Annotated in this window: 16 protein-coding genes; 9 read left to right on the top strand and 7 right to left on the bottom strand. The window is 71.7% G+C overall.

What is annotated here, in order from left to right; genetic code table 11:
• Nucleotides 1–47 precede the first annotated feature (47 nt).
• The 3 genes from AB0F56_RS10675 (at nucleotide 48) to alc (ending at nucleotide 3,060) form a co-directional block, all read left to right on the top strand.
• Nucleotides 48–902: a DMT family transporter gene (locus tag AB0F56_RS10675; RefSeq protein WP_362006953.1), complete on the top strand. Its 855-nt coding sequence runs from the start codon at nucleotides 48–50 to the stop codon at nucleotides 900–902.
• A 35-nt stretch (nucleotides 903–937) separates the two neighbouring features.
• The gene (locus AB0F56_RS10670) at nucleotides 938–1,858 is read left to right on the top strand and encodes a LysR family transcriptional regulator (protein ID WP_362006667.1); all 921 of its coding nucleotides are present in this window, start codon (nucleotides 938–940) and stop codon (nucleotides 1,856–1,858) included.
• A gap of 65 nt (nucleotides 1,859–1,923) precedes the next feature.
• Nucleotides 1,924–3,060, top strand: coding sequence for an allantoicase (gene alc, locus AB0F56_RS10665; protein ID WP_362006665.1), 1,137 nt, complete (start codon nucleotides 1,924–1,926; stop codon nucleotides 3,058–3,060).
• A 136-nt stretch (nucleotides 3,061–3,196) separates the two neighbouring features.
• Here the strand turns inward: alc and pepN (AB0F56_RS10660) are convergent, their stop codons facing one another.
• The 5 genes from pepN (AB0F56_RS10660) to AB0F56_RS10640 all read right to left on the bottom strand — a co-directional run bounded on the left by pepN (AB0F56_RS10660) (nucleotide 3,197) and on the right by AB0F56_RS10640 (nucleotide 12,414).
• Nucleotides 3,197–5,770 (bottom strand): aminopeptidase N, encoded by a 2,574-nt coding sequence (gene pepN, locus AB0F56_RS10660; RefSeq protein ID WP_362006662.1) that lies wholly within the window; start codon nucleotides 5,768–5,770, stop codon nucleotides 3,197–3,199.
• Nucleotides 5,771–5,822: 52 nt separating this feature from the next.
• The gene (locus AB0F56_RS10655; RefSeq protein WP_362006659.1) at nucleotides 5,823–6,998 is read right to left on the bottom strand and encodes a TerD family protein; all 1,176 of its coding nucleotides are present in this window, start codon (nucleotides 6,996–6,998) and stop codon (nucleotides 5,823–5,825) included.
• Nucleotides 6,999–7,135: 137 nt separating this feature from the next.
• Complete coding sequence (locus AB0F56_RS10650) at nucleotides 7,136–8,152, bottom strand: aspartate-semialdehyde dehydrogenase (protein ID WP_362006657.1); 1,017 nt, start codon at nucleotides 8,150–8,152, stop codon at nucleotides 7,136–7,138.
• A gap of 201 nt (nucleotides 8,153–8,353) precedes the next feature.
• Nucleotides 8,354–11,674, bottom strand: a complete 3,321-nt coding sequence (locus AB0F56_RS10645) for a S8 family serine peptidase (protein ID WP_362006655.1) — start codon at nucleotides 11,672–11,674, stop codon at nucleotides 8,354–8,356.
• A 197-nt stretch (nucleotides 11,675–11,871) separates the two neighbouring features.
• Nucleotides 11,872–12,414: a CGNR zinc finger domain-containing protein gene (locus AB0F56_RS10640; protein WP_362006653.1), complete on the bottom strand. Its 543-nt coding sequence runs from the start codon at nucleotides 12,412–12,414 to the stop codon at nucleotides 11,872–11,874.
• Nucleotides 12,415–12,532: 118 nt separating this feature from the next.
• Between AB0F56_RS10640 and AB0F56_RS10635 the strand changes: the two genes are divergently transcribed.
• The 5 genes from AB0F56_RS10635 to AB0F56_RS10615 all read left to right on the top strand — a co-directional run bounded on the left by AB0F56_RS10635 (nucleotide 12,533) and on the right by AB0F56_RS10615 (nucleotide 16,244).
• Entirely contained in the window at nucleotides 12,533–12,988 is a 456-nt protein-coding gene (locus AB0F56_RS10635; protein ID WP_362006650.1) for a VOC family protein, read from the top strand.
• A 122-nt stretch (nucleotides 12,989–13,110) separates the two neighbouring features.
• Complete coding sequence (locus AB0F56_RS10630) at nucleotides 13,111–14,010, top strand: pyridoxamine 5'-phosphate oxidase family protein (RefSeq protein ID WP_362006649.1); 900 nt, start codon at nucleotides 13,111–13,113, stop codon at nucleotides 14,008–14,010.
• The gene (locus tag AB0F56_RS10625; RefSeq protein WP_362006647.1) at nucleotides 14,007–14,501 is read left to right on the top strand and encodes an HPP family protein; all 495 of its coding nucleotides are present in this window, start codon (nucleotides 14,007–14,009) and stop codon (nucleotides 14,499–14,501) included. The genes AB0F56_RS10630 and AB0F56_RS10625 overlap by 4 nt, the downstream gene beginning before the upstream one ends.
• A gap of 9 nt (nucleotides 14,502–14,510) precedes the next feature.
• Entirely contained in the window at nucleotides 14,511–14,978 is a 468-nt protein-coding gene (locus AB0F56_RS10620) for an NUDIX hydrolase (protein WP_362006645.1), read from the top strand.
• A gap of 108 nt (nucleotides 14,979–15,086) precedes the next feature.
• A complete protein-coding gene (locus AB0F56_RS10615; RefSeq protein ID WP_362006643.1) occupies nucleotides 15,087–16,244 on the top strand; it encodes a serine hydrolase domain-containing protein in 1,158 nt (385 codons plus the stop codon).
• A 3-nt stretch (nucleotides 16,245–16,247) separates the two neighbouring features.
• On the opposite strand, the gene AB0F56_RS10610 is transcribed toward AB0F56_RS10615, so the two are convergent.
• Entirely contained in the window at nucleotides 16,248–17,102 is an 855-nt protein-coding gene (locus AB0F56_RS10610) for a hypothetical protein (protein ID WP_362006640.1), read from the bottom strand.
• 161 nt (nucleotides 17,103–17,263) lie between these two features.
• A complete protein-coding gene (gene pepN / locus AB0F56_RS10605) occupies nucleotides 17,264–19,858 on the bottom strand; it encodes an aminopeptidase N (RefSeq protein ID WP_362006637.1) in 2,595 nt (864 codons plus the stop codon).
• 136 nt (nucleotides 19,859–19,994) lie between these two features.
• On the opposite strand from pepN (AB0F56_RS10605), the gene AB0F56_RS10600 reads away from it, so the two are divergent.
• Nucleotides 19,995–20,630 carry a DsbA family protein gene (locus AB0F56_RS10600; RefSeq protein ID WP_362006634.1) on the top strand — a complete coding sequence of 212 codons (636 nt, stop codon included), beginning with the start codon at nucleotides 19,995–19,997 and terminating at the stop codon, nucleotides 20,628–20,630.
• The last annotated feature ends 108 nt before the right edge of the window (nucleotides 20,631–20,738 follow it).

Below are 20,738 nucleotides of genomic sequence, written 5' to 3'. Positions count from 1 at the left end.
CCACCCCCACCGCCCCGCGCCGCCTCGCGCGGGGCGCGGGCGTCGGGCTGCTCCTCGCGCTCGTCGCCACGGTCGTCTGGTCCGGCAGCTTCGTCGCCACCCGGGACATGGCCGACTCCGTCCCGCCGGTCCAGGCCGTCTTCTGGCGCTGGGTCATCGCCCTCGTCGCCGTCGCCCCCCTCGCGGCCCGGCAGGCCTGGCGGCAACGGCACCTGATCCGCCGCCACTTCGGGTACGTCGCCCTGGCCTCGCTGTTCGGCGTCGCCCTCTACAACACCCTCGTGCACCAGGCCGGACTGACCACCTCCGCCTCCAACATGGGCATGATCATGGCTGCCTCCCCGGTGATCATGGCGCTCTACTCCCGCCTGGGCGGCGAACGTCTCGGCGCCCGCCGCACCGCCGGGATGCTCCTCGCCGCGCTCGGCGTGCTGCTCCTCGTCGGCAAGGGCTCCCCCGCCGTCGACTTCACCGCGGGGGACCTGTGGATGTTCGCGGCCGCCCTCTCCTTCGCCTCGTACAGCGCGCTGCTCAAGCGCAAGCCGGCCGAGATCGGCGCCCTGGCCTTCCTCTTCACCACCTTCGTGCTCGGCGCCCTGATGCTGCTCCCGGCGTACGGCGTCAGCCTCGCAGTCCAGGGCGGCTTCGCCCCGACCCCCGGCTCCGTCGGAGCGCTCCTCTATGTCGGAGTCTTCTCCTCCGCCGTCGCCTTCTTCGCCTGGAACAAGGCCATCGCCCTGATCGGCGCGGCCCGCGCCGGAGTCGTCTACTACCTCCAGCCGGTCTGCGTGGCCCTCCTCTCGTACGCCCTCCTCGGCGAGGAACTCGGCCTTCTGGGCGGCGCCTGCATGGCGCTGATCCTCGGCGGCGTGGCGCTTGCGAGCGCCCGGGCCAGGACGTGACGGATCCCCATGGGGCGCCCGGTAGGTTGCGCCCCATGACCGAGTGGGACATCAAGAAGCTCCAGATCCTCCGTACCCTCCGCGACCGCGGCACCGTCACCGCGACCGCGGAGGCGCTGCTCATGACCCCCTCGGCCGTCTCCCAGCAGCTCACCAACCTGGCCAAGCAGCTCGGCGTGCAGCTCCTGGAGGCGCAGGGGCGGCGGGTCCGGCTCACCGACGCCGCCCATCTCGTGCTGCGGCACGCCGAGGTCGTCTTCGCCCAGTTGGAGCGCGCCGACGCCGAACTGGACGGCTATCTGCGCGGCGAGGCCGGGCAGGTGCGGGTGGCCGCGTTCTCCACGGCCGTGCCCGCCCTCGTCGTCCCCGCCGTGCAGCAGCTGCGCACCGCCCACCCCGGGCTCGAGGTCAAGGTCCGCGAGGCCGAGGCGGCGGAGGCGTACGAACTCCTCTCCACCGGCGACGTCGACCTCGCGCTCTCGCTCGCCGCCCACGCCCCCTCCGCGCGCGACCCCAAGTTCAGCCGGGTCCCGCTCCTCGCCGACCCGCTCGACGTCGCCCTGCCCGCCGACCACCCGCTCGCCGACGCGCCCGGGCTCCGGCTCGCCGACCTCTCCGCCGAACCCTGGATCTTCGGCGGTTCAGGGCCCTGGTCCGAGATCACCACCGCCGCCTGCGAGGCCGCCGGCTTCGTCCCCGAGCAGGCCCACAGTGCCGCCGGCTGGACCGCCATCCTCGCCATGGTCGAGGCCGGGATGGGCGTCGCGCTCGTCCCCCGGATGGCCTCCGCCGAGCGGCGCGGCGAGCGCGGGGTCGTCATGCGGGTCCTCGCCGCCGACCAGCCGCGCCGCCATGTCGTCGCGGCGGTACGGCGCGGGGCCGAGGAGGGCCCCGCCGTGGCCCGGGTCCTCGCCGCGCTCCGGCAGGCGGCCGTCCAGCGCGAGACCGTTCAGTAGAACTGAACACACCTGTCGAAAACATTCGATGGACCCGCTGCGTCCTGGAAGCGCACAGTCGTTCCATGAGCCTCGACGAGAACGCCGCGAACGCCGACCCGCACGCCAACGACGCCGCTCCCTACGGCGGTGGCGACCCGTACGCCGACTACCGCACCGGTGACTTCCCCTTCACCGAGCTCGTCGACCTGGCCGACCGTCGCCTCGGCGCCGGTGTCGTCGCCGCCAACGACGAGTTCTTCGCCGAGCGGGAGAACCTCCTCGTCCGCGAGCGCGCCGTCTTCGACCCGGAGCACTTCGGGCACAAGGGCAAGATCATGGACGGCTGGGAGACCCGCCGCCGCCGTGGCGCCGACGCCGAGAACGTCTTCCCCGCCCCCGAGGACCACGACTGGGCGATCGTCCGGCTCGGCGCCCCCGGCGTGATCCGCGGCATCATCGTCGACACCGCCCACTTCCGTGGCAACTACCCGCAGCGGGTGTCGATCCAGGCCGCCGCCGTGGAGGGTTCGCCGAGCCCGGAGCAGCTTCTCGCCGACGACGTGAAGTGGGAGGAGCTCGTCCCGCCGACCCCCGTGCGCGGCCACGCCGCCAACGGCTTTGCGATCGACGCCGAGCGCCGCTTCACCCACGTACGGGTCTGCCAGCACCCCGACGGCGGCATCGCGCGCCTGCGCGTCCACGGCGAGGTCGTCGCGGACCCGGAGTGGCTGGAGCTGCTCGGCACCCTCGACCTGATCTCCGTACTCAACGGAGGCGTGTACGAGGACGCGTCGGACAAGTTCTACTCCTCGCCGACCCAGATCATCCTGCCCGGCACCTCCCGCAAGATGGACGACGGCTGGGAGAACCGCCGCCGCCGCGTCCGGGGCACCAACGACTGGGTCCGCTTCCGGCTCGCCGCCCAGGGCGCCGTACGCGCCGTCGAGATCGACACCGCGTACCTCAAGGGCAACTCGGCCGGCTGGATCGCGCTCCAGGGCCGCAACGGCGAGGCGGGCGAGTGGTTCGAGATCATCCCCCGGACCAGGCTCCAGCCCGACACCCTGCACCGCTTCAAGCTCCCCGCGCAGGCCGTCGTCACCCACGTCCGCCTGGACGCCTTCCCCGACGGCGGTGTGGCCCGCATGCGGCTGCACGGCGCGCTGACGGAGCAGGGCGCGGCCGACCTGCGCGCCCGCTACACGGCGCTCGGCGGCTGACGAACACAGCGGACCCACAGTCTCCGCCCGGCGGGCGGCCGCGCGCCGACGCCCACCCGCCGAGCGGACCTCAAACGGACGAAGGGGCACCTCCGTGGGGGAGGGTGCCCCTTCGTCTTCTGCACCTACGCGGTGGCTACGCGGCGGCCGCGTCCGCCGCCTGCGCCTTCAGGGCGCGCTCGACACCCGCCCGGCACTCGGTCACCATGCGCTTCAGCGCCGGCGCCGGGTTGTTCGCCGCGATCCACGCGTCCGTGGCGTCCAGGGTCTCCTCGGAGACCTGGAGCGTCGGGTAGAGCCCGACCACGATCTGCTGGATCATCTCGTGGCTGCGGGTCTCCGAGACGCCCTTGATCGCGGCGAAGTACTTCGCCGTGTACGGGGCGAGCAGCTCACGCTGGTCGGTCTGGACGAAGCCGCCGATCACGGCCTCCTGCACGGCGTTCGCCAGCTTGTCGGACTCCACGACCGACGCCCACGCCTCGGCCTTCGCCGCCTCCGTCGGACGCGCCGACCGCGCGGTCGCCGCGTGCCGCTCGCCCGCCGCGGTCTTGTCCCGCACCAGCTCGGCCGCGATCTCCGGCTCGTCGTAGACGCCGGTCGCCGCGAGCCGCTGCACGAACGCCCAGCGCAGCTCGGTGTCGACGGCCAGGCCCTCGATCGACTCGCCGCCCTCGAGCAGGGCCGCCAGCAGGTCCAGCTGCTGCGGCGTGCGGGCCGTCGCCGCGAACGCCCGCGCCCACGCCAGCTGGTGGTCGCTCGCCGGCTCGGCCGCGCGCAGGTGCGCGAGCGTCGCGTCGGTCCAGCGGGTCAGCCCGGCCTCACGCCACTCCGGCGCCGCGTACAGGTCGAGGGCCGCCTTCACCTGGCCCTGCAGCGACTGCACCACACCGATGTCGCTCTCCTTGGCGATGCCGGAGAGGACCAGGTCCAGGTAGTCGCGGGTGGCCAGCTCGCCGTCGCGGGTCATGTCCCAGGCGGAGGCCCAGCACAGCGCGCGCGGCAGCGACTCGGCGAAGTCGCCGAGGTGCGCGGTCACGTTCTTCAGGGACACCTCGTCGAGCCGGACCTTGGCGTACGACAGGTCGTCGTCGTTGAGCAGCACGACCGCCGGACGGGGCTTGCCCGCCAGCTGCGGTACGGCGGTCAGCTCGGCCGCCTCGATGTCCAGCTCCAGGCGGTCGGAGCGGACCAGCTTGCCGGCCGCGTCCAGGTCGTAGAAGCCGATCGCGATCCGGTGCGGACGCAGCGTCGACTCGCCCTTGGCGCCGGCGGGCAGCGCCGGGGCCTCCTGCTTGACCGCGAAGGAGGTGATCACACCGTTCTCGTCGGTCTCGATCTCCGGGCGCAGGATGTTGATGCCGGCCGTCTCCAGCCACAGCTTCGACCAGGCCTTCAGGTCACGGCCCGAGGTCTCCTCGAGGGCGCCCAGAAGGTCGGTCAGGCGCGTGTTGCCGAAGGCGTGCGCCTTGAAGTACGCCTGGACGCCCTTGAAGAACTCGTCCTGGCCGACGTACGCCACCAGCTGCTTGAGCACCGAGGCGCCCTTGGCGTAGGTGATGCCGTCGAAGTTGACCAGCACGTCCTCGAGATCGTTGATCTCGGCCATGATCGGGTGGGTGGACGGCAGCTGGTCCTGCCGGTACGCCCAGGTCTTCTCCGCGTTGGCGAAGGTGGTCCAGGCGTTCGGCCAGCGGGTCCCCTCCACGGAGGCCTGGCAGGCGACCGAGGTGAAGGTCGCGAACGACTCGTTCAGCCACAGGTCGTTCCACCACTCCATGGTGACCAGGTCGCCGAACCACATGTGCGCGAGCTCGTGCAGGATCGTCTCGGCCCGGCGCTCGTACGCCGCGTCCGTCACCTTCGAGCGGAAGACGTACTGGTCGCGGATGGTCACCGCGCCCGCGTTCTCCATCGCGCCCGCGTTGAACTCCGGCACGAAGAGCTGGTCGTACTTGGCGAAGGGGTAGTCGTACGCGAACTTCTCCTGGAACCAGTCGAAGCCCTGGCGCGTGACGTCGAAGATGTGGTCCGAGTCGAGGAACTCGGCCAGCGACGGACGGCAGTAGATGCCGAGCGGAACGGTCTGGCCGTCCTTCTCGTACGAGGAGTGCACCGAATGGTACGGGCCGACGATGAGCGCCGTGATGTACGTCGAGATGCGGGGCGTGGGCTCGAAGACCCACACGTCGTCCTTGGGCTCCGGGGTCGGCGAGTTGGAGATCACCGTCCAGCCGCTCGGCGCCTTCACGGTGAACTGGAAGGTCGCCTTCAGGTCCGGCTGCTCGAAGGAGGCGAAGACGCGACGGGCGTCCGGCACCTCGAACTGCGTGTAGAGGTACGCCTGGTCGTCGACCGGGTCGACGAAGCGGTGCAGGCCCTCACCGGTGTTCGTGTACGCGCAGTCCGCGACGACCTTCAGCTCGTTCGGGCCCTGCTGCAGATGGGCCAGCGCGATCCGCGAGTCGCGGAAGACGGCGGCGACGTCGAGCGCGTGGCCGTTGAGGACGACCTCGTGCACGGCGGGGGCGACGAGATCGATGAAGGTCTCGGCGTGGGCCTCGGCGGAATCGAAGCGGACGGTGGTGACGGACCGGTAGGTGCCGCCCTCCTGCGCACCGGAGAGGTCGAGGTCGACCTCGTACGCGTCCACGGTCAGCAGCTTCGCCCGCTGCTGCGCCTCTTCACGGGTCAGGTTTGTGCCAGGCACCCGGTCATCTCCTAGGTTTCGTGACGTTTGGGCCATCCTTCCACGCCGTGCCTCACCGTCGCACGGCACATTTCCAAGGGCCGTCCCCGCTGATCCGCAGCAGCCCGGGACCGGGCACGGCGGCGCTGACGAGGACCTCGCCGACCTCGTCGACCAGCAGCTCCTGGTCCTCCGCGTCGTACTCCGGCTCCCGGGGCGGAGTGTGCCGGTGGACGGTGAAGGAGGACTGGCCGCGGTGCAGGAAGTCGAGGACACCGGGCGGTCCCTCGTAGACGACGAGGTCGTGGGCCCGGCCCTCGATGTGGCTGTCGAAACGGCGCGCGTGGCTGAGGGGGAGGACCCGCAGCGTCCAGGGGGTGTCCGCGTCGACCCGCAGCCTCAGCGGCCGGTCCGGCGGGACGACGGCGACGGTACGGGCGCGGACCTCGTCCTCGTACGCCATGAGCAGGAAGCCCTGGGCCCGGCCCTGGGAGTCGCAGGACTCGATCGTGGTGGAGATCGAGTGGTTCGACTCGATCTCCAGGAGCGCCCAGCCCGGCGGCAGCGCGGGATCGCAGTGCACGGTCTCCTTCCCCCGGCCCTGGTGGGTCGAGGGCCGGAACGAGGTGAGGAAGGGGTCGCCGAAGTGCGCGACCGGGGCCGCGTGCGCGGCGGGCGGCGGGACGTAGCCCGGGCCCGGGATCGGGGCCGGGGGCGGTTCGACAACGATGCCGAAGTCCGTCGCGAGCCCGGCGAGACCGGAGACGTACCCCTGCCCCACCGCGTGGAACCGCCAGCCGCCCTCCCACCGGTGGAACTCGCCGAGGACGAACGCCGTCTCGCTCGTCGCGTCCCCGAGCGCGACGTACGCCAGCGGTGCGCCGGAGAGGTCCGTGACCCGGACGTCCGCTTCGGGCAGCTGCCCGAACGTCCCGCCGTCGGTGGAGGCGGCGATCGCGATCCGGCCGATCGCGGGCTCCACGCGCGCGAGGTCCAGCCACAGCCAGTCCGCGGCCGCGCTGCCGGGCACCCCGGGCGCCGACCTGCCCAGGTGCCGCACCGCGCCCGAGGGGTGCTCGACATGGCCGTAGAAGACGAGGTCCCCGTCCCCGCGCACCCGCCCGCGGCCGTCGAGCAGCAGCGCGGAGACGTCCACGTCGGGCCCGCCGGCGACGGCCCGCCAGGCGACGGCGACCTGGAGCGCCCGGGCGGGCACCGGGAGGTGGGCGCCCTTCGGTAACTGGGTCATGCCCGGATCCTGTCACCCGAGGCCCGGCTTCGAACGCGTTGTCCGAATCCTGCCCGACCGTGACCGAGCGGCCGGGCCGCGGGACGCCGAAGGGCGGCCGCCCTTCCGGACGGCCGCCCCTCGGGTACGGATCGGCGTCAGCCCTTCAGCTCCGCCGCGACCAGCTCCGCGATCTGCACCGCGTTCAGCGCGGCGCCCTTGCGCAGGTTGTCGTTGGACAGGAAGAGCGCCAGACCGTTGTCGACGGTCTCGTCGACGCGGATGCGGCCCACGTACGAGGCGTCCTTGCCGGCCGCCTGGAGCGGGGTCGGGATCTCGGAGAGCTCGACGCCCTCGGCGTCCTTGAGCAGCTCGTAGGCGCGCTCGACGCTGATCGGACGCTCGAAGCGGACGTTGACCTGGAGCGAGTGGCCGGAGAAGACCGGGACGCGCACGCAGGTGCCGGAGACCTTCAGCCCGGGGATCTCCAGGATCTTGCGGGACTCGTTGCGGAGCTTCTGCTCCTCGTCGGTCTCGAAGGTGCCGTCGTCGACGATCGAACCGGCCAGCGGGACCACGTTGAAGGCGATCGGGCGCTTGTAGACGGCGGGCTCGGGGAACTCCACGGCCTCGCCGTCGAACGCCAGCTGGTCGGCGTTCTCGGCCACGGCGCACGCCTGGGTGCGCAGCTCGGCGACGCCCGCGACACCGGAGCCGGAGACGGCCTGGTAGGTCGTGGCGATCAGCGCGGTCAGGCCGGCCTCCTGGTGGAGCGGCTTGAGGACCGGCATCGCGGCCATCGTGGTGCAGTTCGGGTTGGCGATGATGCCCTTGGGGCGGTCCTTGATCGCGTGCGGGTTGACCTCGGAGACCACCAGGGGGACCTCGGGGTCGCGGCGCCACGCGGAGGAGTTGTCGATCACGACCGCGCCCTGGGAGGCGACCTTCTCGGCGAGGGCCTTGGAGGTCGCGCCGCCCGCGGAGAACAGGACGATGTCCAGGCCCGTGTAGTCGGCGGTGGCGGCGTCCTCGACCGTGACCCCGTCGAGGACGGTGCCGGCGGAGCGGGCGGAGGCGAAGAGCCGCAGCTCGTCGACCGGGAACTTCCGCTCGGCCAGGATCTTGCGCATGACTGTGCCGACCTGACCGGTGGCTCCGACGATTCCGACCTTCACGGGGACTCCTCCGTACGTTTGTGCAGGCTGCTGCCGTCCATGATGCGTATGTCCCGGCCCGCCTTGTCCAATCCATTGTCCGAGGATCGGGACGAGTGAGAAGACGGACACGGGGACACGGGGACAGGGGCGGAGACGGAGAAGGGGCGGGCACCGGTTCCGGCGCCCGCCCCTCACGCGTGTGTCACGCGTACCGCGGTGTTACGGGGTGACCTTGCCGATCACGACGCTGCCGGCGCCCGCGACCGTGCCGCGCGCGTTCACCAGCTGGACCTCGCCGAAGAACTGCCGGCCCTCGGGCGCGGCACCGGCGACGACCACCTCGGCGCCGACCTTGGCGGAAGCGCCGTTGGCCAGCGGGTAGCTCTTGGCGGCGTCGACCTGGACGCTGCCGAGCGCTGCCGAGTAGTACACGTCCTTGTAGTCGAAGGTCGTGCCGCCCTCGGCCTGCACCGAGTAGCCGTCGATCACGATCGTGTAGGTACCGGCGGCCGGCTTGACGAGCGAGACGGCCTCCTCCGAGTCGCCGTCCGCGGCCTGGCCCACCTGGACACCGTCGCGCAGGACCGTCAGGTCCAGGTCGGCGGCCTTGTCCGAGGTGTTGCCGATCGCCACGTCGAGGCGCTCGACACCCTCACCGATGGTGACGGTCTTCGTCTGCTGCTCGTGGTGCTTGATCGTCGGCGTCTCGGCCTTGAGCGAGCCCAGCGGGCCGCCCTTCAGCTTGCCCTCGATGCCGGCGAACTTGTTGGTGACCGTCCACTCGACGGCCGCCGGGGTGCCGACCTTCGCCTCGGCGACGGTCTGCGTGGCCGGGTCGAACTCGGCGCCGAGCACCGAGACGTCCAGCTTGTACGGGTTGTCCAGGTCGGGAGAGGTGCGGCGCGCCTCGACCTCGATCTCCCAGACGCCCGGCGTCGGGTTGGCGTACGAACGCAGGTCCGCACGGCAGCCGTTGCCCGGGTTGTAGTGCGGGTAGCACACGTTGGACGCGGTGGACTCGAAGGCCACACCGTACGGGTGGATCGAGATGAACCGGGTCTGGCTCTTCTCCTTCAGACCGCCCAGGGCGACCTCGAGGGTCTTGGCGCCCTCCGGCACGGTCACGAAGTACGACTTGTGGCTGTTGCGCTGGACCGAGCCGGTCCCGGAGAAGCCGAAGCCGGGCGCGGCCAGGTCGGACGCGACGACCGAGGTGGCGAGGATCTGCTTGTCGACGCCCTCGGTGCGGTCGTCGTCGGCCTCCAGGATCACGCTGTGCACACCGGCGGAGGTGGGCTTCGCCTGGATCTTGACGGTCACCGGCTGGTTCAGCGGCAGGTCGATCTCGTCGTCGCCGAGGATCCGGAAGGTGCCGTCGTTGTACTTCAGCTCCAGGTCGTGCTCGATCGGCCGGTTCGGGCCGTTCGTGCGCGTGATGGTGACGTCGTAGACCTTCTTCTGGCCGACCTTGAGGCCGCCCTCACGGTCGTACACACCGGTGCCGGTGTGCGGGGCCGGGAAGATCGCGGTGTCGACCGGGGCCTGGACCTTGTAGTCGTGGGCGGTCGCGCCGTCCTTGATCGACTCCCAGGCCTCGTTGATGTCGATGAGGCCCGAGCCCTGCTCGTGCGCCGCGACACCAGGGATCCGCTGGGCGGTCGAGGTGAGCGCGGTGCGCAGGGTCAGCGGGTCGAGCTCGATCCGCTTCTGCTTCGCGGCCGAGATCAGCAGCGCGCTGGCGCCGGCGACCTGCGGGGAGGACATCGAGGTGCCGTTGAGCATCCCGTAGCCGGCGGGCAGCGCGTAGCCGGACTCGGGCACGCCGGCGCCGGCCTGCCAGGTCGGGATGGTGTTCACGGACGAGCCCGGACCGGAGATGGTCGGGGTGAAGCCGCCGTCCTCACGCGGACCGCGCGAGGAGAAGGGGAACATCGCGTACGACTTGGTGACGGCCGAGCCGTAGTTGGCGGCCCAGGTCGACTTGGAGATCGCCGCGCCGACCGAGACGACCTTGTCGGCCAGGCCGGGGTCGCCGATCGTGTTGATGCCCGGGCCGCTGTTGCCGGCCGAGATGATCAGCTGCACGCCGTACTGGTCGATCAGCCGGGTGTAGAGGCGGGCGCGGACGTTGTCGCCGTCGTTCTGCGCGGGCAGGCCGCCGATCGACATGTTGACGATGTCGACGCCGCGGTTGACGACGAGGTCCGTCATGCCCTCGGTGAGGGCGGTGTTGGTGCAGCCGCCGGTCCAGGTGCACGCGCGCGAGGAGACGATCTTCGCGCCGGGCGCCGCGCCGTTCATCCGGCCGCCGAAGAGGCCCTTGGCGGCGGTGATGCCGGCGACGTGCGTGCCGTGCGAGGACTCGACGACGCCGATGTTGACGAAGTCGGCCTTCTTGCCGACCCAGGTCCCGCCGAGCGGGTCCATCGCGACGTCCTTGCGGATCTCGACGACGAACGGCGTCTTCTCGACGACCTCGGTGGCCGGGTTGTCGGTACCGAAGTAGCCGACCCGGTACCCGTCCTTGTACGGCTTCATCGGCGCGTTGTCCGTGAAGTCGTTGTTCTGGTCGGTGTCCACGCGGACGGTGCCGGCGGCCGGGTCGTACAGCATGCCGAAGAGGTCGGCCGTGTCGCCGTCGCGGTTGATGTCACCGGCCGGGTCGCCGCCCGCGGTGATCGCCTCGTTGAAGCGGCTGAACTGGTAGGAGCCCGCGGGCGCCTTCCAGGACTGCGAGGAGGCGGTGAAGACCGGGCCGGCGACCGGGGTGATCTGGGCGCGCCAGGTGCCGTCGCCCTCGGTCAGCGGGTCGGTCGAGGTGACCCAGTCGACGATCTTGCGCTCGCCGGTGGTGGTCTTCTGCAGGGCCGGGTGACCGAGGTCCACGCCGGAGTCGAGGATGCCGATGGTGACACCCCGGCCGTCGGCCTTGGGGTGGTCCTCGACGAAGTCGACGGCGCCCGTCTCGTGCGACGGGTTGTACGGGTTCTTCGCCGGCGTCTTCTTGCTCGGGGCCGGGTACGTCGTGGAGACCGTGGTGCCCTCGACGGCGCCGGCGGTGCCGGCGTCGGGGGTCGGGTCGTCCAGCGGGATCTCGGCCTGGAGGTCGATCGCCTGGACCGTGGAGAGCTTGGTGGCCGCCTTGATGGCGGCCTCGGCCTTGGCGGTCGGGATCGTGGCGCGGACGTAGCCGAGCTTGTCTTCCTGACGGCCGACCGAGGCGCCCTGGACGGCGTCGAGCTGGCCCGCGACCTGCTCGGTGGCGCCGGGGGCGGTGGCGACGAGGATCGTGACGTTCTTCTCGCCGGTCGCCTCGGCCTCGCTGAGGCGCTGGGCGTCGGTCGGGCCCAGCTTGTCGCCGGATCCGGCGGACTTCACCGGGGGAGTGGTGGTGGCCGGCGCGTCGACGGCCAGGACCGGCGCGGCACCGGCCGCGATGAGCGCGGTGACGAGTCCCGCGGCGGCGGCGATCCGGGCTGCGCGTCTGTGCCCGGAGGTCGAGCGCCCGGATATGGAGCTCTGAGTTTCGGGGGTGGTCATTTACATCCCTGTTTGTGAAAGAAGAGGGTCCGGATTCCGGTACCGGATGACCGCTCAGCCTTTCGCAAGTGACAGGGGTTTGTGGAGGGTTGGAATCGGCGGGATGTGGTCATGGCACACATCCGCCACAGGGCGCGATCCGCCACAGAGGACGTAACGCCGTCAAACGGGGCGAGCCGACTCCCGCTTACCGCCGGTTAGTTCTCCTTTGTACGGGCGTAGTGGCGCGACGCCTTGGCCCGGTTGCCGCAGATCGCCATCGAGCACCAGCGCCGGGTGCCGTTCCGCGAGGTGTCGAAGAAGTGCAGGATGCACGCGTCGTGGGCGCAGGAGCGGATGCGGTCGGGTGCGGTGCGCAGGAGGTCGAGGTAGTCGCGGGCGGCGGTCCACCCGGGGCCCCAGGCGGGCTCCGCGAATTCGGGCAGCTCGCCCGGCCCCTCGGTCGTGAGCGTGGCGCGGATGCGGCCGTGCCCGAGGACGGCGTCGACGCGGGCGACGGCGTCGGGGTCGCCGGGCCGGTCGACCAGGCCGGAAAGGGCCTCGCGCGCGGTGAGCGTGTGGCGGAGGGTGGTCGCGTCGGCGGTGAAGCGCGCGTCGAGCCCGTTGGCGCCGAGCCAGACGGCGAGGCCGTCGGTGTCGGTGAGCAGGTCCTGGCGTACGCCGTCCATCATCCAGCGGGTGTTGAGCAGGTCGAGCGAGACGGGCTCGCCGACCAGGGGCCGCGGATCGGAAACGGTCATGACGGGCACCCTTCTCGCTGAACTAACCCCTCAAGGTTACGTGACCGGTTGCGCACCCGTGCTCTAACCTCTAAAGTTGCCATCAATGGTTAGCCCGTCCGAGGAGAGGGGAATCGCCGTGACGGCGATCGGAACGCTGAAGACCAACCACGTGGGGCTCAACGTCACGGACCTGGAGCGCTCGCTCGGGTTCTACGGGGACGTGCTCGGCTTCGAGGTGCTCGGCGAGGGCAAGGAGGAGGGCCGGCGGTACGCGTTCCTGGGCCAGGCCGGCCAGCTCGTCCTCACCCTCTGGCAGCAGGCGGAGGGCGCGTACGACTCCGGCCGCGCGGGCCTGCACCACCTCGCCTGGGAGGCCGAGTCGATCGAGCGGGTCAAGGCGGCGGAGGAGGCCCTGAAGGCGCGCGGCACGGACTTCGCGTACGAGGGCGTGGTCCCCCACTCCGAGGGCGGCGCCTCCGGCGGCATCTTCTTCCACGACCCGGACGGCACCCGCCTCGAAATCTTCGCCCCCACGGGCGGCGAGCACACCCACGCCCCCACAGAGGGCGCCCCGACCTGCGGCTTCTTCTAGAGGAGCGCTGCCCCGCGCTGCGGATCGCCCCGCCGTGGGCACGACGCACGGACGCGCTGCCCGCGCCGAGGGCCCGTACCCCGGGCCCCCGGCCTCGGCCCCGTACACGAAAGGCTCATGCCATGGACGCCTACAACGCAGGCTCCCGCGCGGTCCAGGAACGCGTCGGCGTCGCCGACATCGCCGCACACGTAGGCCGCTCCATCACCAACGGCATCCGCCCCATCGCCGCCGCCTTCCTGGAGCTCCAGCCGATGCTGGTCCTCGCCGCGGCCGACGGCGACGGCCAGGTCTGGAGCACGCTCCTGACCGGCACGCCCGGCTTCGCCCGGGCGACCGGCCCGCACACGATCTCCGTGGCGGCCCCGCCGCCCGGCCCGGGCCCCGACCCCGTCGGGACGATCGCCCTGGACCCCCGCACCCGCCGCCGCATGCGCCTCAACGGCATCGCCCGCCCCAGCGCCCGCGGCTTCACCGTCGAGGCGGAGCAGGTCTTCTCCAACTGCCCGAAGTACATCCAGAAGCGCGAGCTGTACGCGCCCGACCTCACCACCCCGCCCGGCGCCCCGCGCCACGGCACCGCGCTCACCGAGAGCCAGGCGGGCTTCGTCCTGGCCGCCGACACCTTCTTCATCGCGACCACCGCCCCCGACGGCATGGACGCGAGCCACCGCGGCGGCTTCCCCGGCTTCGTGACCGTCGAGTCGCCCACCGAACTGAGCTGGCGGGACTACCCCGGCAACGCGATGTTCCTGACCCTCGGCAACCTGGAGGCCGACAGCCGCGCGGGCCTGCTGTTCCTCGACTGGCGGACCGGCACCACGCTCCAACTGTCCGGCACGGCACACACCGCGTACGGCCAGGACGGCAATCGCACCACGCGCCTCCTGATCGAACGGATCGTGGAGTCCCCGTCCGCGAGCCCCCTGCGCTGGTCGGACCCCGACTTCTCCCCGGCGAACCCGCCCCTCGATCCGCCCTTCGGCCCGCCCGTGAGCCCCCTGCCCCTGGACCCCGCATGACGACAGCCACTCCACCCGCCACTCCACCCGCCCGACCGCACCCCAGGACCGTGGCCCTGGCGACCACCGTGAGCGTCACCGCCCTGCTCGCCCTGGTCGCCGTGGGCACCGCCCTCCACCAGCCGCTGCTGATCCCGCCCCTGGCGGCCAGCATGGCGCTGGTGGCGGGCGCGCCCGATCTGCCGCTGGCCCAGCCCCGCTCGGTCGTCGGCGGCCAGCTCCTCTCCGCGCTCACCGGCTTCGCGGTCCTCCTGGTCACAGGACCGTCCCTCTGGGGCGCCGCTCTCGCCGGCGGTCTCGCGCTCGGCGTCATGATGGCGGCCCGCACCCCGCACTCGCCCGCGGCCGCCACGGCCGTGATCGTCACCCTCCAGAACCCGCCGTTCTGGACCTTCCTCGCGCTGCTCGCCCTCGCCAGCGCGCTGCTCGTCGCCGTCGGCCTCGCGGGCGCCCGTGCGACGGGGCGGACGTACCCCACGTACTGGTTCTAACCTCACTCCATGAAACAGGAGTTGAGGGTGGCGGCCTACGCCGTGTGTGTCCGTGACGACGAGGTGCTCCTCGCCCGCTGGGTGGACCGCGCCGGGGCCAAGCGGTGGACGCTGCCCGGTGGCGGGATGGACCACGGCGAGGAGCCGGTGGACACCGTCGTCCGCGAGGTCGAGGAGGAGACCGGCTATCTGACCGAGCCGGTCGCGCTGCTCGGCATCGACTCCATCCGGCGCGGCTGGCTGCGCAGGCTCGGCGGCCCCGGCGACTTCCAGGGCCTGCGGATCATCTACGAGTCCCGGGTCACCGGCGGCTCCCTGCGCAACGAGACGGGCGGCTCCACCGACCTCGCCGCCTGGCACCCTCTCGCCTCCGTTTCCGACCTCACCCGCGTCGAACTCGTCGACATCGGCCTGCAGTTGTGGCGCGAACGGCCGCCCGTCGGCCGCTCCCGCCTCGCCGATCCGGCGAACGGCTGAATACCGCTCAACCGGAGCAGTCCCGCTCAACCCTCCGCCCCGCCTCCGCAGTCCCCTCCCGCGACCGCAGTACACGGCAGTACGCAGGTACATGAACAGGGGACCCGCATGACATCCGCACGCCTCGCCCGCACCCTCCTCGCCGCGACGGCCGCCACCGCCGCGGCCGCGCTCACCGCCGGTGCGCTCGCCGCACCCGCCGTGGCCGCCACCGCGCCGAAGAAGCCCGACCACACCGCCACCCAGCGGGCCCTCGACGCGGCGGTCGCCGAAGGGGTGCCCGGGGCCGTCGCCCAGGCCCGGACCGGCCGCGCCGGCTGGACCGGGACGGCGGGCGAGCGCGGCGGCCAGGACCGCTACCGGGTCGGCTCGATCACCAAGACCTTCGTGGCCACCGTCCTCCTCCAGCTCCAGGCCGAGGACCGGCTCGACCTCGACGACCCGGTCGAGAAGTGGCTGCCGGGCGTGGTCCGCGGCAACGGCCACGACGGCCGGAAGATCACCGTGCGCCAGCTCCTCAACCACACCAGCGGCATCTACGACGTCACCTCCGACGCCGGCTTCGAGCAGCGGGTCTTCAGCGAGGAGTTCCTGAAGCACCGCTACGACACCTGGACCCCGGAGCAGCTCGTCGCCATCGCCATGACCCACAAGCCGGACTTCGCGCCCGGCACCTCCTGGAACTACTCCAACACCAACTACGTCCTGGCGGGCATGGTGATCGAGAAGGCGACCGGTCGCCCGTACGGCAAGGAGGTCGAGCGGCGGATCCTCAAGCCGCTGAAGCTGCGGGCCACCAGCGTTCCCGGGACGAAGTCGAAGATGCCGCAGCCGAGTTCACGGGCGTACTCGAAGCTCTCGAGGGACCCGAGCGCGACGACGGTCCACGACGTCACCGAACTGAACCCGTCCCTCGCGTACGCGGCGGGCGAGATGATCTCCGACTCCAACGATCTGCAGACGTTCTACCGGGCCCTGTTCAAGGGGAAGTTGCTCCCGAGGGCCGAGATGCGCGAGATGACGCGGGCCGTACCTGTGGGCGCCGAGCACCCCGCGTACCACTACGGGCTCGGGCTGATGCAGGTGAAGCTGAGCTGCGGCAAGGAGGTGTGGGGCCACGGTGGGGGCATCCACGGCTCTTCCTCGGAGGCGGTCGCCACCCGGGACGGTGAGCACTCGCTCGCCATGAACTTCAACGCGGACTGGGCGGGTGACAGCCAGACCGTCATCGAGGCCGAGTTCTGCGGTACGGCGCCGAAGGGCTGACGCTCACCGGGGCAGGACGACGACGTACGCGGCGGGCTGCCGGTCCGACGCGGCCATCAGGGCCGTACGGACCACGGTGGCCTGCTGGTCCATCGCCTCGCGCAGCTTGCGCGGGGTGATGTGGACGACCGTGATGCCGAGCCGTTCCAGGTGCTCGCGTTTGCGGGTGTACTCCGACCAGAGCGCGTCGTCGTCCTGCCGGGGTGCCCGGGTGTCCAGCTCCACGGCCACCGCCTGGTCGGGCCAGTAGGCGTCCAGGCCGCCGAGGTGCGGGCCGCCGGGGAGTCGAAGGTCGACGTTCCACATCGGGTCCGGGAGCCCGAACTCCCGGACCATCTCGTACAGCCGCTCCTCCGCGATGCTGCGGCCTTCCGCGAGCAGCGAGTCGACGGCGTCCACGACGTGCGGCCGGTTGAGCAGCCGCGCGCGGTTCAACTCCCTTACCACCGTGCCGGGTTCGCAGTGGCCGCCGCGTACGGCCTCGGTGAGCAGTCCGCGCACGGTGGGCGCGTCGGCGAGCGCGGACACGGCGTCGGCGAGCGCCCGGGCGACCGGGGCGACGGGGACCCCGGAGAGGTACAGCGGCTCGGGCATGTCCTGCGCGCGCACGACCCGGACGCTGCCGGTGGAGCGCAGCCGGCGGGTGCGGGGGACCAGGACGTCGATCCGGTCCAGGGCGAGCAGCGGGGGAGCGGAGGAGAACCGGTGCAGGGTGAGCGCGGCGAGCCCGGTGATCATCGCCTCGGCCTCGCGCGCGGCCGGCGCGGCGCCGGGCCGGTGCGCGTGCAGCAGCGCGGCGCGCAGCCGGTCGGTGGTGAGGGGGAGGGGACGGGGGGTGATGGGGGTGTTCTGGTTCATGCCGGGGGTCTTCCGCTCCCCGCCCCCTCCCTAACCGCTGTTACAAGCGCGTCGCCAAACCGGGACAACCTCGCCCTAAAGTACGCACGTTCGAGTGCCGAATAAGCCCTGTTCGTCGTGGGCGGCGCGCACCATGCGCGCCGCCACGACGAGCTCACGCCCTACGCGCCCGCGCCCCCGTCGCACGCCTGCGCGCGCAGCGCACGCGCCAGGTCGTCCCGCGACTCCAGGACCAGGCGGCGCAAGGCCGGCGCCGCGGCCTCGTGCTCGGAGAGCCACGCGTCCGTCGCCGCCAGCGTCGACTCGTCGTCCTGGAGGCCCGGGAACAGGCCGCGGACGACGTCCATGCCGATCTGGATGGACCGCTCCGCCCAGATCCGCTCGATCGCCGCGAAGTACTTCTCCGCGTACGGCGCGATCAGCTCCCGCTGCGAGGGCTGGACGAAGCCCGCGATCGTCGCCTCCACCAGCGCGTTCGACAGCGCGTCCGACTCGACGACCTGCGCCCAGGCCTGCGCCTTGACCGCCGCCGACGGCCGCGCGGCCAGGCAACGCACCTGGTGACGCTTGCCGGTCGCCGTGTCGTCGCGGGTCAGCTCCTCGCCGATCCGCGCCTCGTCCGCGCGGCCGTGCGTGGCCAGCGGCTCAAGGAACGCCCAGCGCAGCTCCTGGTCGACGTCCAGGCCGTCGATCTTCGCCGTACCGTCGAGCAGGCCCTCAAGGAGCTGGAAGTCCGCCTCCGACGCGGCCGCGGCCGCGAAGAACCGCGCCCACGTCAGCTGGTGCTCGCTGCCCGGCTCGGCCACGCGCAGCTCCCGCAGCCCGCCCTCGGCGAGCAGCCGGCCACCCTCCGCGCGCCACGCGGGCGCCGCGTAGTGCGTGACCGCCGAGCGCGCCCAGGCGTGCACCATCTGGAGCACGCCGATCTCCGTCTCGCGCCCCGCGAAGTCGAGCGCGACCGCGACGAAGTCCCGGGCCGGCATGAGCCCGTCCCGCGTCAGGTTCCACAGCGCCGACCAGCACAGCGCCCGCGCCAGCGGGTCCGTGATGTCGCCCAGGTGCGCCCGCAGCGTCGCGAGCGAGCCCTCGTCGAAACGGACCTTGCAGTACGTCAGGTCGTCGTCGTTGACGAGGACCAGGTCGGGCCGGGCCGAACCGGCCAGCTCCGCCACGACCGTCCGCGCGCCGACCACGTCCGCCTCGGCCCGCGCGTACCGCACGAGCTCGCCGTCCGCCGACAGCTCGTACAGGCCCACGGCCACCCGGTGCGGGCGGCCCGCCGACGGAGTCGGCTGATTGAGCACGGCGTCGCTGCCCTGGACGACGGCCAGCTCGGTGATCCGGCCCTCCGCGTCGTACGTCACCTCCGGCGTCAGCGTGTTGACGCCCGAGGTCTGCAGCCAGGACCGCGACCACGCCTTCATGTCGCGCCCCGAGGTCTCCTCCAGGACGGACAGCAGGTCCGCCAGGCGCGTGTTCCCGTACGCGTGGCGCTTGAAGTAGCGGCGCACGCCCTCCAGGAACGCGTCACGCCCCGCGTACGCCACGAGCTGCTTCAGGACCGACGCGCCCTTGGCGTACGTGATGCCGTCGAAGTTCAGCTTGGCGTCCTCCAGGTCACGGATGTCGGCCGTGATCGGGTGCGTGGACGGCAGCTGGTCGGCGCGGTACGCCCAGGACTTGCGGCTGTTGGCGAAGGTCACCCAACTGTTGGTGAACCGGGTCGCCTCGGCCAGCGAGAAGGAGCCCATGAAGTCGGCGAACGACTCCTTCAGCCACAGGTCGTCCCACCACACCATGGTGACCAGGTCGCCGAACCACATGTGCGCCATCTCGTGCAGGATGACGTTGGCCCGGCGCTCGTACGCGGCCTGGGTGACCTTGCCCCGGTAGATGTACTCCTCGCGGAAGGTCACCATGCCCGGGTTCTCCATCGCGCCGAGGTTGTACTCGGGGACGAAGGCCTGGTCGTACTTCCCGAAGGGGTACGGGAAGTCGAAGTTGTCGTGGAAGAAGTCGAAGCCCTGCTTGGTGATCAGGAAGACGTCGTCCGCGTCGAAGTGCTTGGCGAGCCCCTTGCGGCACATCGCGCCGAGCGGGATCTCCAGCTCGGTCCCGTCGGCCAGCGCGCGCGTGTACGTGTCCGTGACGTAGTGGTACGGCCCGGCGACGACACACGTGATGTACGTCGAGATCGGCGCCGTCTCCGCGAACCGCCACACGCCCTCGGCGTCCCGCTCCCCGGCGCCGTTGCTCCACACCGTCCAGCCTTCGGGGGCCGTCACGGAGAAGAGGTGCGGGGCCTTCAGGTCGGGCTGCTCGAAGGTGGCGTACACGCGGCGGGCGTCGGCCGGCTCGTACTGCGTGTAGAGGTAGACCTCGCCGTCCTCCGGGTCGACGAAGCGGTGCATGCCCTCGCCGGTGCGGCTGTACGCGCACCGGGCGTCCACGACGAGCACGTTCTCGTCGGCCAGGCCGTCCAGGGCGATCCGCGCGCCGTCGAAGACGACGGCCGGGTCGAGCGCGCGGCCGTTCAGCTCCACCGAGGTGACGGCGGGGGCGATCAGGTCCACGAAGGTGGTGGTGCCGGTGCCCGTGCGGCGGAACCGGATCGTCGTCACCGAGCGGAAGGTGCGGACCTCCTCGCTCGACTCCCCGACCGCGGAGCGCAGGTCCAGGGCGACCTCGTACCCGTCGACGGACAGCAGCTCGGCCCGCTCGCGGGCCTCGTCGCGGGACAGATTCTCACCGGGCACGGTCACTCCTTCGTGGCTCGTTCGAAACAGCACCGATCCTCCCATGTGCCACTGTCACGCGGCACTCGGGGAATGCCCGGGTCGGGTCGTGGCGTTGCTCCAGGCGGCGCAACGGTATCCATCCACGAGGAGTGACATGTCCGAGAGCAGGACCACCGCCGACTTCTGGTTCGACCCCCTGTGCCCCTGGGCCTGGATGACCTCCCGCTGGATGCTGGAGGTCGAGAAGGTCCGCCCGGTCGACGTCCGGTGGAAGGTGATGAGCCTGGCCGTCCTCAACGAGGACAAGCTGGACGAGCTCCCGGCCGAGTACCGCGACATGCTGGAGACCAAGGCCTGGGGCCCGGTCCGCGTGGTGGTCGCGGCCCAGCAGCTGCACGGCGACGAGGTCGTCGGCAAGCTCTACACCGCGCTCGGCACCCGCTTCCACAACAACGGCGAGGGCCCGACGCGCGAGGCGATCGTCGGCGCCCTGTCGGACGTCGGCCTCCCGGCCGACCTCGCGGAGTACGCGGACAAGGACACGTACGACACCGAGCTGCGCGCCTCCCACAAGGAGGGCATCGAGCGGGTCGGCCAGGACGTCGGCACGCCGGTCATCTCCGTCCCGGGCGCCGACGGCGAAGAGGTCGCCTTCTTCGGCCCGGTCGTCACCCCGACCCCGCGCGGCGAGGCGGCGGCCCGGCTGTGGGACGGCACACTGCTGGTGGCGGCGACCCCCGGCTTCTACGAGATCAAGCGGACGCGGACGGCGGCCCCGAGCTTCGAGTAGTCACTCCCGCTCCCCACACGGAAGAACCCCCGCGATTCCTGTCATCGCGGGGGTTCTTCTTTCATCCGCCTGCAAGTGAAGGTTGAGAAGACGATCACGAGCAGGACG

The sequence above is a fragment of the Streptomyces sp. NPDC026092 genome (assembly GCF_040638605.1).
Classification (GTDB): Bacteria; Actinomycetota; Actinomycetes; order Streptomycetales; family Streptomycetaceae; genus Streptomyces.
The sequence above is the reverse complement of the archived record's forward strand: the minus strand, read 5'-3'. Positions and strand labels throughout refer to the sequence as shown.

What these genes read in the sequence shown, in the direction of transcription:
- AB0F56_RS10620 (WP_362006645.1), top strand. Translation starts at nt 14,511, where the DNA reads ATGAAACAGGAGTTGAGGGTGGCGGCCTACGCCGTGTGTGTCCGTGAC.
- AB0F56_RS10610 (WP_362006640.1), bottom strand. Translation starts at nt 17,102, where the DNA reads ATGAACCAGAACACCCCCATCACCCCCCGTCCCCTCCCCCTCACCACC.
- AB0F56_RS10645 (WP_362006655.1), bottom strand. Translation starts at nt 11,674, where the DNA reads ATGACCACCCCCGAAACTCAGAGCTCCATATCCGGGCGCTCGACCTCC.
- AB0F56_RS10630 (WP_362006649.1), top strand. Translation starts at nt 13,111, where the DNA reads ATGGACGCCTACAACGCAGGCTCCCGCGCGGTCCAGGAACGCGTCGGC.
- alc (WP_362006665.1), top strand. Translation starts at nt 1,924, where the DNA reads ATGAGCCTCGACGAGAACGCCGCGAACGCCGACCCGCACGCCAACGAC.
- AB0F56_RS10670 (WP_362006667.1), top strand. Translation starts at nt 938, where the DNA reads ATGACCGAGTGGGACATCAAGAAGCTCCAGATCCTCCGTACCCTCCGC.
- AB0F56_RS10625 (WP_362006647.1), top strand. Translation starts at nt 14,007, where the DNA reads ATGACGACAGCCACTCCACCCGCCACTCCACCCGCCCGACCGCACCCC.
- AB0F56_RS10640 (WP_362006653.1), bottom strand. Translation starts at nt 12,414, where the DNA reads ATGACCGTTTCCGATCCGCGGCCCCTGGTCGGCGAGCCCGTCTCGCTC.
- AB0F56_RS10655 (WP_362006659.1), bottom strand. Translation starts at nt 6,998, where the DNA reads ATGACCCAGTTACCGAAGGGCGCCCACCTCCCGGTGCCCGCCCGGGCG.
- AB0F56_RS10615 (WP_362006643.1), top strand. Translation starts at nt 15,087, where the DNA reads ATGACATCCGCACGCCTCGCCCGCACCCTCCTCGCCGCGACGGCCGCC.
- AB0F56_RS10600 (WP_362006634.1), top strand. Translation starts at nt 19,995, where the DNA reads ATGTCCGAGAGCAGGACCACCGCCGACTTCTGGTTCGACCCCCTGTGC.